We start from the raw sequence: 16,099 nt of genomic DNA, 5'->3' as shown, positions 1-16,099 counted from the left end.
ATCACTCCTGAAACCTGTAACCGACACCCCGAACGGTCTGAATAAATTCCGCACAAGGCCCGAGTTTGCGACGCAGGCCGACCACTTGAAAATCCACAGACCGGTCCGTCACAGCATAGTTTTCACCGCGGACGGCATCCACGATCTGGGAACGGGTGAACACCCAGCCGGGGCGTGAGGCCAGGGTTTGTAAAATCTTAAACTCGGTGAACGTAAGATCTACCGTTTCATTCTCCACCAGGACTTCATGACGACCGGGATGGATCGTCAGGTTTTTGATATTGATAACCCCATTTGTATCGATGGGGCCTTCCGTTTTACGACGCAGAACCGCTTTGATGCGAGACAACAAAACCTTGGGACTGAACGGCTTGGTAACATAGTCATCAGCACCCAGTTCGAGTCCCGTTACCACATCGCTCTCCTCCCCTTTGGCCGTCACCATCACCACCGGGATTGACGCTGTGTTCTTATCAGATTTAAGGGTTTTACAAACTTCAAGCCCATCCACCCCCGGAAGCATTAAATCCAGAACGATCAGGTCTGGAGATGTGCTCTGCGCAGACTTCAACCCTTCCTCGCCACAGGTCACACAAGTGACGCTATACGCTTCGCGGGCCAGATTGTAGCGGATCAGTTCCTGAATGTCTTCTTCGTCTTCTACGACCAGTACTTTTTCACCGGGCATATCATCCTCTTCGCGTTTGAATTATTAGAAAATTCCGTTTCATCATTCTATTTTTCCGCGTAACTCGTTTGAATAGGATGAGGTTTCTGTGAGGATCCGGTTTAGGGTCAAATCAACGCCTCGCGACATTATAACAATGTAGGGGAAATAAAGTTTTCTATTCATAATTTGAGGCTGCCCACTAAAGTTTCTACAGTTACTGCCGAAAAGGTCTGATAGGGCTCCATTTTATTCAAATTAGACTTTCAGGCTATGCGAACTGAGTTACAAATCAATCCGGTCCCTATTGCGCGGATTACCATCAACAAACCCTGTGTAGAGTGTGAAGAGACCGAAAAGAAGGAAGCGTTTGCCAGGGCTGCCGGGGAAGACCAGGTGACCCTCAGCGCAGAATCCCAGGAAGCCCTTGAAAAAGAAGAAGAAAGCTCTGAGGAAGGGAGTGCAGCAGCGACCAGGCCAAGAGGGGCTGATGGTCAGCCTGTTACTGAGGAAGAGGCCCGGATAATCCAGCAATTGCAGACCACCGACCGGGAAGTCCGCGCTCACGAACAGGCCCATAAAGCCGCCGCCGGGCCCTATGCTGTGGGTGGGCCCACTTATGAATACACGACTGGCCCCGATGGCAAGCGCTATGCCACTGGAGGCGAGGTGAAAATCGACACGGCTCCGGTACCGGACAATCCGGAAGCTACCATAAGGAAAGCCCAAACCATCAAGCGGGCGGCATTAGCTCCGGCCGAGCCTTCGGCACAGGACCGGCAGGTAGCGGCCAAGGCAACGCAGCTGGAAACGAGGGCTCGCCAGCAGATCCAGGAAGAACGACGGGAAGAAAATCAGGAAAAAACAGAAAAGACAGATGAAGAGGGAACCGTTTCCGAAACCTCAGGTAGAAATACCAACGGTGCAGAAGCAACCGGTCAGGAAACCAGTGGCGTTGCGCCAACTGGCCCAATCAGTTCCGAAAACTCTGGCCCTACTCCTGATAACCCGCGCAGAACACTCTTGAGCGGCGGTCCCGCCCCTGAATCCGGCCAGTTGTTAAATTTGTTTACTTGATTGGTTTTAACCTTCCTTCACTGCATATCCCGCATACATATACCCGGCAATTTTGGGACAGGGAAAGTAGAAGTTTTCCAGTTTTTCTATCTTGAGTCCCGAAGCTGCAATGAGGTCGTCGATCCTGCGGTTGAGGTGACACCCGCCGGCAAAAGCTTTTTGAATCGGGTTCAACCGGTTCTGCCAACGTGCAATATTGTCGTCCGGTGACAATCCATGTTCCAGAAAAACATAACGGCCTCCGGGTTTCAGCACACGTTTGAATTCCTGCAGGGCATCGGCTACGGGTGGAATGGTGCAAAGGGTCCAGGTGGTGACAACCGTATCAACAGACGCATCCTCCAGCGGAATGCGTTCATCTTCGAGATCTATAAATTCGATGGGGAAACTTATGGCTTCCAGTCTTTTCTTTGCCAGTTTTCGACCCATCTTTGCAGGATCGAGTGCCCACAGTCTGGTGATCGTGTCCGGATAGTGCGGCAGGTTGAGACCGGAGCCGAACCCCACCTCCAGGGTGTCGCCTTTGACATCGGCCAGATACTTTTTGCGATACTCGGAAAACTCCTCGCCTCGCATGCAAAAGTCGATGCCGAAAGGCAGAATAACGTCGGAGTAAAATCCCATTAGATAAACTTTTTATAATCTATTAAAACAAACGGACCTTTATTATATAGGGAAATATTTAATTCAAAGGCGAGATTCTTCGCCAGCACTCAAAAAGAATAAACAGGTTTGGAATAATAAAACCTTGTTTCCAGACAGGAAGTTTACACAATCATGCTGGCCCAAGGTGAACATCGTCCGGTTTTAATATTTTTTGCAACGCATAATCCAGACTGGTGAAACGAAAACGGAACCCCAGCTTTCGAAATTTTGTCGGGCGGCAACGTCTGCCATCCAGCGCCAGATCGGCATTCGACTTCAATATCCACCTCGCGAATAAACGCACAACAAATGCTGGTGCCGGTGGACACCAGGGCCGCCCCAGTGTTGTCCTGAGTTTTTGCATAAACTCCGCGTTGGTCGCGGGTGTGGGACCGGTTGCATTTAAGACACCTGATACCATTTTGCGCCTGAGAGCCCACAACATCATTTCGTTTAAATCTTCAATATGAATCCAACTGATGTATTGCTCCCCCGACCCCGCCGCACCCCCAAGAAACCAGCGCGTTAAACCGGCAAGTGTTTTGAGGCCGCCACCATCCGGTCCCAATACGAATCCGATCCGCAAAGTCACTTTGCGCGTCCGCGGTAATTCGGCTTGTTCAAAAGCCGATTCCCAGGTTCTTGAAAGCTGCCCCAGATAATTGTCAGCAAGGGGAGCCGATTCATCAATCGGGGTGTCACCGCAATCACCATAGGCACCAATGGCGCTGGATTGTACCCAGACGATGGGCGGGCTTACGCATAACCGGACTGCTTCTGCAAGGACATTGACTGAATCCACGCGGGAGTTTAAAAGTTCTTCCCGATTATTTTTATCGGGCACACAGTTGATGGAACGCCCGGTGAAATTGATCAGACCGTAGGCGCCTTCCAGATAAAATTGCCAGTCACCCAGAGTCCTGCCATCCCATAACACTTGCCGTATATCCGGATCGCTGTTTTGAGGTGACCGGGTGAGAACCACGACGTCATAGTTTTCTTCAACCAGTTTTCCAGCGAGGGCTGAACCGAGAAACCCGCTCCCTCCTGCAATGATGATACGTTCTTTATCTTTCATGATTTGCCTCCAACTGCGCTTTGCAGTTTTATTCGAAGCCTTTCAACGCAACTTATAAGTTAAGAGCCGTTTTTATTTTTCCAAAACCCCTATTGCCATATCCACATCTGGCTGAATCATTCCCCCTGTGCTTTTTTGGGAGAAGGGGCCACATTTTCTTCCTGAATCAGGGTGTTGAGTAGTCCGTGAATCTCCACCACCGATCGGTTAAAAATTCCCGCCAATGGTAGAAGTGACATACCAAAAAGAGGGACCATCAAATTTAAAGCCACTTCCACCAGCCTTCGAGTCCGGGTCTGCTCCCTGGAGGTGTCCAGAGCCCAGAAAAGAATCACTGCCATCTGAAAAAACCAGAGTAGCTGCGGAAGGATCGGACGCAGGGTTGAAGATATTTTCAAATCGCTGCCTTCAATGGTGTCCTCCATCAATCGGACCGCCGCTTTTCGCAAACTCGCGGTCTCCGCTGAAAAGGGAGAAAGGGAATTGGAGGGATTGATTCCTTTTTGGGTCAGGACTACAAATAATTTGCGGTGCTCTTCAATCAACCCGAGCCGGTAGAACAAAAGGCCCGAAAACCGCCTGCGGAAGCTGCGAGTTTCGGAGCACATTTCCCGGTTCTTGATTTCCGCTTCCCGCTGGGTGCGGCTGTAAATTTCCAGGATCATTTCGTCCTTGGTCCGGAAATAGTAATAAGCCGCCCCGACTGCCATTCCAGCTTCCCTGGCTATTTCCCGCATAGAGGTTTCCTCATAGCCCTTTTGCCGAAACAGAGTGAAAGCCGCCTGAAGGATCTGCTCTCTGCTTTTTTGCGCTTTCGGTGTTTTCATTGCAATTGGGACGATCATCAGGATTCTTTCTATGTAGTTTTTTCACGAATCTATATTTTGAACATATTCAAAATATAGATTCCACCCCAAGGTTTGTCAATGCCATGAATTGAATTTGTTCAAAATATTGCATAACTTATTGTTTTTAAATATATTTTCAATATCCGGAATCGACTTCTAGAATGAAGCCTGTGCAGTGTCGTTCGAAATAGAGGTTCTTTTCAAGGAAACTGGCAAAAAATATTTTTACTGGGAGACCCTTGCATAAGTGGAAAATTTTCAAATAAAATGTTCGTCATTGCGAGTAGCAGTATGACGAAGCAATCCAGCCGGGCAACGCCCGGAGGAAACTGGAAAAAACCTCTGGATCTACCCCTCCTGGGCACTAGTGCGTTGGAAAAATACCGTGGCCGTTCTCCCTCTGGTCGCTCGCTATGAAGGTTTTTTATAAAAACCGCTTCCAAATCAAGAAAACCCGGAATTTTGGGTTATGCAAAGATCTCTCTTTTAAAGGGAGGGTGTGGAATTGATAATTTAAGGGATCACTATATTGAAGACAAAATAAAAAAGGCCACCCGGCAAGTAGATTGCCAGATAGCCTTGGTAGCCTGAATATTTCTTCGTGATGAACCTGAACCTTTAAATAAGATTCCTCTGTAAGCCCAAAAGGCTAGTGCTGAACACCGCCCTCACCGTGGACATGGCCGTGGCTTTTCTCCTCATCAGTCGCGTCGCGAATATTACCCACTTCAACTGAGAAATGGAGAGTCTTGCCAGCCAGCGGATGGTTGCCGTTAATATGCACATCGTCCCCATCCAGCTTGGTGATAATAAAAGGAACCTGGCGACCATCTTTCATCTCGGCTGAGAACTGCATCCCCTCTTCCAATTCCTTATCTGCCGGAAAATTTGAGCGCTCGACCTTGAATTCAAGTTCAGGATTGACCTCACCGTAGCCCTCATCGGGGGTCACTTTGACCTCTTTTTTATCACCCGTCCCTGCACCAACCAGCTCTTTTTCAAGACCGGGTACAATTTGTCCTGCACCGTGGATATAGGCAAATGGGTGTTCTTTTGAGCTTTGGTCGATCACTTCGCCCCCCTCATCTTTGAGGGTGTAATGAAGGGTGACCACCTTACCGTCTGCAATCATGGGGACCTCAGGCCAAAGGCGGGCATCCGATAATCCCGGGTTGCGGCGCAATTGGAGGGGAAAAACCGCTTGTCAGGCGGTGAATTGAAGAAAAAAAGCGGGGCCGACGAGACTCGAACTCGCGACCTCTGGCGTGACAGGCCAGCGTTCTAACCAACTGAACTACGACCCCGGTTTGCGGGTATTTCCGTTTGGAGAAAACACCCGGCAAATGGTGATATCAGTCTATCAAAAATGAAACAACAAGTGGGCTGAACAGGGCTCGAACCTGTGACCCCCGGCTTGTAAGGCCGGTGCTCTCCCAGCTGAGCTATCAACCCGACATAGACAAGCAATATACCACGAAAAGCAAAGGAGTATAAATCGCTCCCATGAACCTGTCAAGGCGATTCGAACAATATAAACATCCCGGGTATCTTAATACAACAGGAGGATACAGACGCGAGTACGATAAAATCACTGATGCGTGTCCTTAAAAGAACTACATCAACCTAAAAGAAAACAGGATGCGTAACATCAACTCCGCCCTGTTTAAAAGAAAATAAGTTCCAGCATAAAATTTTTCAATCCTATTGTGCCGAAAAATGAAAAACTTGAAAAAATAATACATTATTAGCCATAAATGCCCTTTCCACTTATTTGGATCGATTTCCCTAATGATTTCGGTAAAAATCTGAAGGTGTTTCAATGGGAGGTTATGGAAGTAGCAGGTACGGATTCTCTTTAAGCAAAACCACCACATCCGATTGCATAGCAATTGATGTCAGACGTTGGCAACGGGAAGGGTTGCTCAAACCGCCAGGTTATTTTGGTTGGAATTGGTTGCGTAATGGAGAAGTGACATCAAACATTCAGGTGAACGTCGAAAACGATCATGTGATTTTGAATTATAAACATAGGCGATCAGGTGAGGACTGGCAGGAAAAACATTATCCGGTTTATCTGGATTGGACCAAGTGCAACTATGGAGGAAAGCGCCCTTGGTTTCTCTGCCCGACCAAGGGGTGTGGAAGACGGGTAGCTAAATTGTACAGTATGGGATTATTTGCCTGCAGGCAATGCCACCAGCTCCCTTATCAAAGCCAATTGGAAAATGAAATGGATCGAACCTCAAGGAGGGCGGATAAGATACGGGATCGGCTGGGATGGGAACCGGGTTTTCTGAATGGAAATGGGTTAAAGCCGAAGGGAATGCATTGGAAGACATTTGAACGGTTATCAGCCGAACATGATTTTCACGTGAACCAATCCCTTATGAGAGTAGCTTTGAAATTTAAAGTGCCGATGACTTACTTTTAATGATAGAAAAGGAATAGTGGAGAATAGTTTTCTGGAGGAGTGTGTTTTTTCAACTTGTAGTCAAGTAAAGACTTGACCCCTTTATTCAAATGACCGGCCAGGTCGTACGTGTAGTCATAGGTATGCGAGGCACCGTTAACCGTTTCCTTTTTTTGTTTTATTCGACCGAGTTTATCTCGCAAGATAAATTCTTCTTTAAAAACCTCTGTCACTACATTTGAAATATCGGTTGATGCGGTGTATGTATCCAGTTCCCCGAAACCGTTGTAGGTGCGATCGTCTATGACATTGTCCAAGGTGGTGTCTTTCAGTAAACCGCTAGAGGGATAGTAATTCAACGTCTCAGAACCGGCCATATCAATCACATCGTCATCATCGTAGCCGAATGCGATCGTGTTGCCTCCGTTAACACTTCTGGAGGTTACACGTAAGTTGTCGTCCAGGACCTGTGAAATGCTTCCGGCTACATCCCCTGCCCAGGTTGTGGTGAGGGGTAGCTTCCCGTCGTATGTAAAGGTCAAGGTTCCGCCATCAGGGGCGATTATCTTCTCAAGGTTTCCAGATGTTGGATAATACCTATATTCGTAATCTCCGGAGCCTGCTCCAAACGGAATGGTGAGAAACTCTAAACGGCCTCCAGAGTCATAATCAAACCCTATTGTTTTTCCATCCGGACGGGTGATCAAGGTTGGTTCCTTGTCGGCGTTGTATTGGAAAGATGTCACATACTGATTAGGGTCATTTTCATCAAGATCCGGAGGGCTGTACAAATCCTCAAGATCTCTGGATTCAAATTGGAAATTGTGATCCGGACGACCCGGTCGGGTTAGAACCTCTAACTTTTCTTCACCAGAGTTTCTTTAGTTTTTCCAATTTTTCCTGATTAATTTTCACCCCTCTAATAGAAATCGAGGCAAGAATATCTGAGAACTGCTCGGTGTATTGAGAACAACTTTCAGCCGGACACGTTGTTAAAAATGTAAAATAGTGCTGTTCATCATAATTAATAATCCAGTACGTATGAGTTTCCTTAAAGCGTTCTCCCGAATTTAATTGATAAATATTTGAAAATTTACCGAATATGGCAGGTTGGCCAAAAATCTCAAATTCAATTAAATTATTTCCATGAAATTCAAAATCGATCAATTCCTCGCGGTGCAACAATAAATAACTCTGCAATATTTTTACGGGGCTTTTCAATGCACCCTTTTCATTAAAATTTACATTAAACGTAGAATTCACACCACTATAGGATTCTTGAAATTTTCCAATCTTTGGAATCCATATTGTGCTGTTATTCTTTATTTTTTCAACTTTATCTTCAAGTCGTTTTAGATGAATCTCATTCAAGGTTTTATTCTTATAGACCGTCCCGACATCCAATAGACTTTCTTCAGGACTATGGAAACGCCAGTCATGTGGTTTGGTAACGGCAAAATCAGGATAACTCAGCCTGAAAATATCACCATCTACCGCTTGGCATGGGTTACTCCAGGCCACAAAATACAAAATAAAAAAGGATGCCCAAAAAGGACCATTTCTTTGTAGATTCAAACTCCTGGAAAACAGCTCTCTTTTCAAATTTGATCCTTTCCTTTAAATAATCCTACAATCCCATAATACAATTTTGCAAAACCCAAGTATTGCTGCTACTAAACAAAAAATACCCAAGAATTTGAAATATATTTTTGAATTTTTTTTTCCTAATTGATCAACGAAATGGGCAGATATTTGCTTCGTAAAGCACAGCAAAAAAAAGCCGTAACATGCAAAAAGAAGAACAACAAACACATCTGTATTGGTTATACACTCCATTCCCTAGTCTACCTTAATCTAATGGAGTCGTTCTATTGCAAAAGGGGATAATATCCCTTTTCTTTTTGTCAAATCTATTAATAAACTTTGTTCGGGCTGATGCCCCTAAGGACAAATAAAATCCTTGAAAACCCAACCCCTTATCAACAGGGAAGGTGCCAAAACCTATTAGAGGAGTTCCGCACTCAAATGTTCCTTTATATTCAAATTTAAGGGGCGGGTCAATAGCAATATTTGCATTTATGGCTAGGTCAGGTGCTGCCGCCATGGACCCACTGCGATCAAGATTTTGATCTATCGACCCAGATGCATTTGCAATAGTAGCACTTGCGCTAGCCGTTATTCTTGGGGATTTCGATTTTGAAGTATTCGGGGTAATTCCAGAAGCCTTACAAATACATTCGGTTGGAATAAACCTCTCAGATTCTCGCAATTCACAATTGATAGAAACTTCATCCTCCAATACAACTAATCCAAAAGGGTCGGTAAAGTTAATGGGATCGTTCAAGACATACCCGTACAAGTTTTCCCCATCACCATCAAAACGAATCGGGTCTTTACTGGTCCATCGACCAACCTCTGGGTCATAATCTCTTGCCCCGAACCTTACAAGTTTAGTGTCTGGGTCATAAATTCCTCCTGCGTATCCAAAAGGTACCAAATCTCGATTCACTGGAGTGAACAGTTCCTTACCCCACGCATCGTACTCTAAATCTAGTGCCGATACTCCACTGGTGGAGTTTATTATAGTTCGCGGACTTCCCAAATGGTCTGAAATGATACGATACGTAACAGGAGCGGGGCCAGTATAGTCGATATAGTAATCAGGTACATTGACTTTGCTTGCGTATACGAAACGCTTTGTTATTGCGCCAGCCCCATCAAGTTCAGCAATAATATTTAACTGGTCTTTGTATAGCCACTGCTTAATCAATGATCCATCTACTTTCTTTCCCACTCTTCGATTTAATCCATCAATGATGTATTCGATATCATTGGCAGTTCCAGGAAAATCCACATGAGTTAAGTTTCCTAAAGCATCGTATGAATAAATAACATTATTGGCAGGTGTATTAGTTTCAAACTTCTCCAGCAATTCACCATTAGCGGTGTATTTGAAGGTCCAATCGGTTCCACTTGAATCTTTGAATGTTTCCAGACGATCTTGCAAGTCGTAAGTTGCATTTTTGGTCAGACCTCCGTCCACACTACGTCGGTTGGAATTATAAAGGGGTCAAATCTTTATTTGACTACTTATTAAAATTTGAATTTGTCTCAATCCCTATCACTTGATAGTGGTAAGCTTCCATTAAATACCATATGAAAGATTTAAATCCTTTACCAGTCTTCAGCAATTTCCGACCTAATAGGACGAGACTTGCATGGACCCCGCTCTAAATATAATGTGAGCTTTCACAAATATAGTCAATTAAAGACTTGATAATCATCTAGCAGGCTCCTCAGAGAACGAGTAATTTGTATTTGTCTTAAGAATGCAAACTACCCGATCAAAGAGGAGGCCTTTATGGAATTATATTGCGGAATTGACCTTCATTCAAACAACAGTGTGATCGTTATCATTAATGAAGACGATGAGGTGGTTTACAAAATGAAGCATTGCAATGATTTACAGGAGATCCTCCCGGTTCTTCTTCCGTTTCGAAACCAGTTAAAGGGTATTGTGGTTGAGTCGACCTACAACTGGTATTGGCTGGTCGATTGTTTGATGGATGCAGGATTCAAGATGCATCTGGCCAATCCTTCTGCGATCAAGCAGCACGAGGGATTGAAACACACGGATGATAAATCGGACGCCCGTTTTCTGGCTCACGTATTTCGGTTAGGATTGTTGCAGGAGGGTTACATTTGTCCAAAAGAACAACGTTCGGTTCGAGACCTTCTCAGGAAACGGAGTCAACTGGTGCGGCAGAAGACAGCGAATGTATTGTCTATCCAGAACCTGTTCACACGGAACACGGGGGACGGGATCCAGTTAAAAGAGTTCTAGCGTTTGACTCCGGAGATATTGAGTGAAAAGTTTGACGATGAGTCTCTTGAGCTGGCTGTTGCCAGTAACATGGTTACGCCCGTGTCATGAATCAACAAGGGTCTGGATGCCATTTAATGGCAAGCCACAGAATTGTCGAAAGAGTGTAACGCTCAAGATCTGAGCATGGCAGGGAACCAAAGGTTTTCTGGGGCGAACAAGCCAGGGGGCAAAGAGTTGTAGAAGGCTCTTTGCCTTGAGCCTTGAACCAGATGGGTGACTGATGCGTATCCGTCAAGGAACGACATCAAAGAAAACGAAAACCAGAAAGCGTAACAAACAACTCTGCCCTGTTTAAAAGAAAATATCTTGCAGTAGAATGGTCTGCTGAAAGCTAAGGGACACGCTCGTCCTTTGACACGGAGCCTGCTAATGGGTGGGTGCCCCCTTTGCTTTACTACTAGAGGGATAACTGCATACTAAAGTTTGTCTGCCAGCGAGTAGCTGGTAATTCGGTCACTGCCAGGAATATTGATCAGGATGGCTCCCTTTACGAGGTCATCAATAGCGAGCATCTGCGGGCTTACCGCCCTTTGGCCAGTCTTGAGACTTTTCGGGGAAGTCGGGGCGCGGTTGGGTGGTAAAAAATGAAGCGATATCATAAGCTTCCTGATCGGTGAGGCTTCCTCCCTGACCAAAAGGCATGTTGTGTTTGATGAATGCGGTCGCGGTATTGAGCCTGGCCATGCCGGCGGCAATATTAAACGAATCATCTCCCCAAAGGGGTGGGAACAAATAGGACCCATCCGGGTTTTTACTGCCCTCGCCCTCTGCCCCATGACAATAAGAACATTTTTCGGAAAATAGTTTGCGACCTCGCTCTGGGTCAGGTTTGTGCTTAGGAGAGGCCAGTTTTTTTGTTCCCCGACCTTCCACTTCAGCTCCAACTGGTATTTCCTGTGACAACCAGGTTATGTAGGCAACGATTCCTGTCATTTCTGGACTATCCAGAGGGAGCGGTTTGCCATTCAGGGATCGCATGAAACACCCGTTGATTCGCTCCTGAAGTGTGATCACTTGTGCGGCACGTGGTCTGTATGTTGGAAATAAACCCGAAAGGCCGATATAAGGCATGGCATTGGGCACTATACCCCCTTCCAAGTGGCAGTTTCGGCATTTCAATCCATTGCCTACATAAGGTTTGGCAAACGTGGGCGTTTCCATCACGAGGTTTTCACCAAACTGAATGGACTCCCCCAGCGGGTTTTCGGGTATGTCAAAGTCGTGAACGCGAAATGGAACTTTCGGAGGAGAAGAGTGGTCCGCTACAGCGACAGGCAATTCAAGCGAAAAGGTTGTCCATCCGATCATCCAAAACAGAATCAATAAAATGAAGCGCATAGACCTCAATTTTTCCCAAATAGTTTGGGCGAAGCTTTTTTGGATTCCGTGGATTTCATTATCTTGTTTCATAAATTCGAATCTTCCGTTTTTCTCCGGCCCAAAAAAATAAAAGTCAAATACCTGGAGAAACCCTTACTTCGAAAATTTTCTGAGATAGAGCACCAATTGCCAGACCTGAGTGTCTTTTAATTTATCATAGGCCTGCATTTCCGTATTTTTGGATCCATTTTTGATAATCCAGAACATTTGTCCGTCGGTGATTTCCTTCATGGTTTTTGCGCAGGTAAAGTTCCTGGGAGGCGGGATCATATTGACAGCCTTATATCCTTTCCCGTCCCCTTCCAACCCATGGCAATGTTTGCAGGCCAGCGGCCTGGCTTTTCTGAGGTAAAGTATTTTTCCTTTCTTCAGGTTTTTTTCCGTGGGCTCAAGCGGGTTTTTCAATCCAAGAATATCGCTGGGTGCCTGGTGGGTTTTGCGAACCTGGGGACAAGCTCCTAATACACTTGGGTCATCATTAGGTGATTTAGCCAATGCAGTCGCTTTTTGCCCCTTAAACGTCTCCCTCATATAAGCAATGACATCTGCAACCCCCTGATGGCCCAGTGTAATCCCCCAATAAGGCATCAAGGCTGACTTGCCTACATTTTTCCCGCCGTAATATATGACATTGAACAGGTAGTCGATGGGCTCTTTATCTATAGCCATTTGGGCATGGATAGCAGGTTTGGGTTTAAGGTCCAAAGCTGCCGGACCATCGCCTTTGCCGGAAAAGCCATGGCATTGAGCACAATATTCCTTATAAAACTGCGCCCCGCGTTTTGTGCTGGCTTTCTTAAAGTACTTATCATTCCACGGCTCGTAAAACTTAAAATCCTTTACACCCAGAGTCATGATAAACCCGGTCACATAACGGAGCCCCAACTCACTGACATCTGCTTCGAATTCACCGCTGTGCGGGACAAAATCCGGAGGTTTCATATTAAAACGATAAACCCAATCTACATTGAGACGTTTGCCCGCGTCCAGAAAAGAGGTACTCTGCGATCCTCCCAAGGCCTTGCCATCCTCTTCTATCTGATGGCAGGCGATACAGGAATGCTCCTTGAAGATTTTTTCACCGAGCGCGGCTTCCATTTCTGAAAACCGGGATAAGTCCAGGACATTGGCTTTCACCCGCGGATCTTTCAAAGCCTTTTTAAAGTAATCTGCAATGGCTTCGGCTTCCTTCTGCTTTACCACCATGTGTTTAGCAGGTTTGCGGGAATTATCCCACCGGTACCCCTGCTTATATACCCGACCTTCCTTTCCTGTAAGGTAACGAATCAACCATTTGCGTTGTAACTTGCTCCCACCCCACATCAAATCCGGGGCTTTGAGTTTGAACCGGGATTCAGCCTTTCCCTCAAATTTGTGGCAGGCGGCGCATTTTTTCTGAACTAGCCGTTTCCCCAAATCGTCTGCTATCGCCGGGATTGTGGATGTTAACAGGATAAATACCAAAGCGGCGGACAACAGGGAAAAGAAAAGGAATTTTTTCATTTTCATTTACAGGAAAAAGGATTAAAAATATCTACTTCACGACCATCAATGTTGTTGAGTCCAGTCCGGTGTTTCCATTTCGTGGGTCATATGCATAGACCATAATTTCATATGTCCCCGGCTTCTCCAACTGTATCGTTCCCGCAAACAGACTGGTTTTCCCTGCAAAGGATAGAAGCCTTTTATTGAGAAGCTTTCCATCCTTCTTAATCATGGCAGTGACTTCATAATGATTGGCGTCCCATAGTCCATCCGGCTTAATGGGGCAACCGCACATCATCCTGACACTCGCTTTCACCTCCACAGTCTTCGGTGCGCCCTTCAACTTTAAGGAAACAGGGGGAGCTAGAACATCAACCGCAAAGCCCGGCATTTCGAGAAGCCAACCATCACCATCTGTAATGTGTTTCCCGGGTACGACCCATTGTGTGGCAGAAACCCGGTTGGCCGATTGCCTTTGTGCCTGGGGACCAATGGCTGTGACCTCAATCAAACGGGGTTCCATTAAGTCAAGCGTGGTTGAGAATTTCGCCGAACCTTCTGATGAAACGGGGACACCTCTCTTTCGATCCTTTTTCATGATTAGATTGACGTTTCCAGTGGTTCCCAGAGTGGTTCCCTTCGCCAGGACCTCTCCCGTTTGAGCGTCACGAAGAGTAATCAGCGCTCCCCCCATGCTGGTACCAATGAATTTTGCGTCTTTGCTGATCACCCGGACCGTGATGTTTGTGGGCTCTGCCCAGGCGGTTCCCATAATTCCGTAAAATGCTGTCACAAGGCTTAAGGATAGAATAAATCTCCAGGTTTTCACTATTGTCCTCCTAAAGAAAGAGCTTTTTCTTTATAGTTCCATCAGGAAAGCCTTGCCTTTGGTTTATTCCTGAATAGGCCCATTAAAGTTATTATAAACGTCACTCTTAATTGGAAAATTGCCTGATATAGAGAATCAATTGCCATACTTCCTTATCTTTAAGATTTTTGAATGCGGGCATGGCTGTTCCCGGTGAGCCTTCCCGGGTGATTCCAAAAAGTTGCCCGTCGGATATGTCCTTCATGGTTTCTCCGCAGGTAAAGTTCCGTGGTGACGGATTGATACCTGCGCCTCCTGGGCCTTTACCGTCACCATGTTTCCCATGGCAAAGCTGACAGGCCATGGGCTTGGCCTTTTTCTGAAACAATTCTTCTCCTGCCTTAAGATTGGCCGGAGTGGGTTTTAGAGGATTTTTCTTGTTTTTATATTTAAACGAAACAGCTTTAGTATTTCGCTTTTGCGGGCAGTCTCCTCGACCCTTTTTCCCAGGTGCGGCCGCCATTTCCTCCCCGCCCTTAAAAGTCTCTCTCATATAAGTGATGACATCTGCAACCCCTTGATCACCCAGGGTTAGTCCCCAGTAAGGCATATAGGGAGATTTGCCTACCGCTTTACCGCCGTAGTAAACAACATTATAAAGATAATCCATTGGAAACTGGTCTAGCGCCATTTTGGAATGGACAGCCGGTTTTGGTTCCAGACCCGATGCTGCTGGACCATCCCCACCTCCGGTGGCACCATGACACTGCATGCAGTATTCCCTGTAAATAGTTTTTCCCCGTTTTGAATTTGCATTTTTGAAAAATTCACTTTTCCAGGGTTCATAAAATTTGAAGGCTTCATCCCCTTCAGTGGCCAGGAATCCTGTAACGTAATGCAATCCCAATTCACTGACATCCGCTACGAATTCGCCGCTATGAGGGACAAAGTCAGGGGGCATCATATTGAAACGAAGGATCCAGTCCTTAGTCAAACGTTTTCCGGAATTGAACATTGAGGTGCTCTGAGGGCCGCCTGATTTTTCTCCATCCTGCATAATTTGATGACACCCTGTGCAAGAATGCTCAATAAATAATTCCCGACCGAAAGAAGCCTGTAATTCCGTGAAGTGAGACAGGTCTATGGAATCTTTTTTAACCCGGGAATCAATAAGATGTTTCTTTATATAATCAGCCACCTTTTCAGCATCCTTTTTGGATATTGTCGGATGCTTTTCAGGATTAAGAGATTGATCCCATCTATAATTCTTCTGGTAAATAATGTCTTCATTTCCTGTGAGGCGATCAACAAGCCAGGGGCGTTTAAATTTAGACCCGGCCCACATTAGATCCGGGGCAATCAATTCAAACCGGGATTTGGCTTCTCCAGTAATTCGATGACAAGAAGTACATTGTTCTTCAATAAACAATTTTACTTTTTCCTCATCGTTTGCCCAAACGAAGCCAGGCAAAGAAAAAGCCAAAATGGAAACAAGAACTATGATATTTCGAAATTTTATTGGATAGGAGTGCATGAGTTTTCTCTCGTTAGAAAAAATTTTATTTTTTGTTAATAAATTTCATGAGAAGTGATTCAAACCTTTCTCAAGTATATGAAATGGCGAAATAACGTAAAGCCATCCCCTGCAGCACAATGGATGTTCCTGAAAAGGAAACCACCAATGCCGAGTGTTTTTTGTTTATCTGGTAACCCACGACAACCAAATTTAGAATCATAGATGTAAAAAGAAAATAAAAGGGCATCGTGTTCATTGGAGTGACCTTTCGGGAAGGTTTATCCCTATCGTATGGGTCG

15 protein-coding genes and 2 tRNA genes are annotated in these 16,099 nt (G+C 45.6%); 3 read left to right on the top strand and 14 right to left on the bottom strand.

Features of this window, described 5'->3' with window-relative positions:
- Nucleotide 1: 1 nt before the first annotated feature.
- On the bottom strand, nt 2–688 hold the full coding sequence (locus G3M70_10900) for a response regulator transcription factor (protein ID QPJ62347.1): 687 nt from the start codon (nt 686–688) through the stop codon (nt 2–4).
- A gap of 252 nt (nt 689–940) precedes the next feature.
- Here G3M70_10900 and G3M70_10895 point away from each other — a divergent pair, with 252 nt between their 5' ends.
- On the top strand, nt 941–1,744 hold the full coding sequence (locus G3M70_10895; GenBank protein QPJ62346.1) for a hypothetical protein: 804 nt from the start codon (nt 941–943) through the stop codon (nt 1,742–1,744).
- 6 nt (nt 1,745–1,750) lie between these two features.
- Here G3M70_10895 and G3M70_10890 read toward each other — a convergent pair whose 3' ends face one another.
- The 6 genes from G3M70_10890 to G3M70_10865 all read right to left on the bottom strand — a co-directional run bounded on the left by G3M70_10890 (nt 1,751) and on the right by G3M70_10865 (nt 5,767).
- The gene (locus G3M70_10890) at nt 1,751–2,368 is read right to left on the bottom strand and encodes a class I SAM-dependent methyltransferase (protein ID QPJ62345.1); all 618 of its coding nucleotides are present in this window, start codon (nt 2,366–2,368) and stop codon (nt 1,751–1,753) included.
- A 151-nt stretch (nt 2,369–2,519) separates the two neighbouring features.
- Nucleotides 2,520–3,449 carry a TIGR01777 family protein gene (locus G3M70_10885; protein ID QPJ63789.1) on the bottom strand — a complete coding sequence of 310 codons (930 nt, stop codon included), beginning with the start codon at nt 3,447–3,449 and terminating at the stop codon, nt 2,520–2,522.
- A gap of 134 nt (nt 3,450–3,583) precedes the next feature.
- A complete protein-coding gene (locus G3M70_10880; GenBank protein ID QPJ62344.1) occupies nt 3,584–4,312 on the bottom strand; it encodes a TetR/AcrR family transcriptional regulator in 729 nt (242 codons plus the stop codon).
- A gap of 652 nt (nt 4,313–4,964) precedes the next feature.
- The gene (locus G3M70_10875) at nt 4,965–5,447 is read right to left on the bottom strand and encodes a peptidylprolyl isomerase (GenBank protein QPJ62343.1); all 483 of its coding nucleotides are present in this window, start codon (nt 5,445–5,447) and stop codon (nt 4,965–4,967) included.
- Nucleotides 5,448–5,545: 98 nt separating this feature from the next.
- Nucleotides 5,546–5,619, bottom strand: a tRNA-Asp gene (locus tag G3M70_10870).
- Between the two features lie 75 nt (nt 5,620–5,694).
- A tRNA-Val gene (locus G3M70_10865) sits at nt 5,695–5,767 on the bottom strand.
- Between the two features lie 367 nt (nt 5,768–6,134).
- Here G3M70_10865 and G3M70_10860 point away from each other — a divergent pair.
- Nucleotides 6,135–6,746: a hypothetical protein gene (locus G3M70_10860; protein QPJ62342.1), complete on the top strand. Its 612-nt coding sequence runs from the start codon at nt 6,135–6,137 to the stop codon at nt 6,744–6,746.
- Here G3M70_10860 and G3M70_10855 read toward each other — a convergent pair.
- From G3M70_10855 to G3M70_10845, 3 genes are all read right to left on the bottom strand, one after another.
- Nucleotides 6,743–7,516, bottom strand: coding sequence for an RHS repeat protein (locus tag G3M70_10855; GenBank protein QPJ62341.1), 774 nt, complete (start codon nt 7,514–7,516; stop codon nt 6,743–6,745). The two genes, G3M70_10860 and G3M70_10855, sit on opposite strands and share 4 nt — an antisense overlap.
- Before the next feature lie 76 nt (nt 7,517–7,592).
- Nucleotides 7,593–8,327, bottom strand: a complete 735-nt coding sequence (locus tag G3M70_10850; protein QPJ62340.1) for a hypothetical protein — start codon at nt 8,325–8,327, stop codon at nt 7,593–7,595.
- Between the two features lie 247 nt (nt 8,328–8,574).
- The gene (locus G3M70_10845; GenBank protein QPJ62339.1) at nt 8,575–9,768 is read right to left on the bottom strand and encodes an RHS repeat-associated core domain-containing protein; all 1,194 of its coding nucleotides are present in this window, start codon (nt 9,766–9,768) and stop codon (nt 8,575–8,577) included.
- A gap of 318 nt (nt 9,769–10,086) precedes the next feature.
- On the opposite strand from G3M70_10845, the gene G3M70_10840 reads away from it, so the two are divergent.
- Nucleotides 10,087–10,569: an IS110 family transposase gene (locus G3M70_10840; protein QPJ62338.1), complete on the top strand. Its 483-nt coding sequence runs from the start codon at nt 10,087–10,089 to the stop codon at nt 10,567–10,569.
- A 540-nt stretch (nt 10,570–11,109) separates the two neighbouring features.
- Here G3M70_10840 and G3M70_10835 read toward each other — a convergent pair.
- From G3M70_10835 to G3M70_10820, 4 genes are all read right to left on the bottom strand, one after another.
- The gene (locus tag G3M70_10835; GenBank protein QPJ62337.1) at nt 11,110–12,021 is read right to left on the bottom strand and encodes a c-type cytochrome; all 912 of its coding nucleotides are present in this window, start codon (nt 12,019–12,021) and stop codon (nt 11,110–11,112) included.
- A 63-nt stretch (nt 12,022–12,084) separates the two neighbouring features.
- Complete coding sequence (locus G3M70_10830) at nt 12,085–13,494, bottom strand: cytochrome c (GenBank protein QPJ62336.1); 1,410 nt, start codon at nt 13,492–13,494, stop codon at nt 12,085–12,087.
- A gap of 31 nt (nt 13,495–13,525) precedes the next feature.
- The gene (locus G3M70_10825) at nt 13,526–14,248 is read right to left on the bottom strand and encodes a hypothetical protein (protein ID QPJ63788.1); all 723 of its coding nucleotides are present in this window, start codon (nt 14,246–14,248) and stop codon (nt 13,526–13,528) included.
- Nucleotides 14,249–14,411: 163 nt separating this feature from the next.
- The gene (locus G3M70_10820) at nt 14,412–15,818 is read right to left on the bottom strand and encodes a cytochrome c (protein QPJ62335.1); all 1,407 of its coding nucleotides are present in this window, start codon (nt 15,816–15,818) and stop codon (nt 14,412–14,414) included.
- Between the last annotated feature and the right edge of the window lie 281 nt (nt 15,819–16,099).

The sequence above is a fragment of the Candidatus Nitronauta litoralis genome (assembly GCA_015698285.1).
In the GTDB taxonomy this organism is placed as follows: Bacteria; Nitrospinota; Nitrospinia; order Nitrospinales; family Nitrospinaceae; genus Nitronauta; species Nitronauta litoralis.
This window is presented reverse-complemented; position numbering and strand designations above follow the sequence as displayed.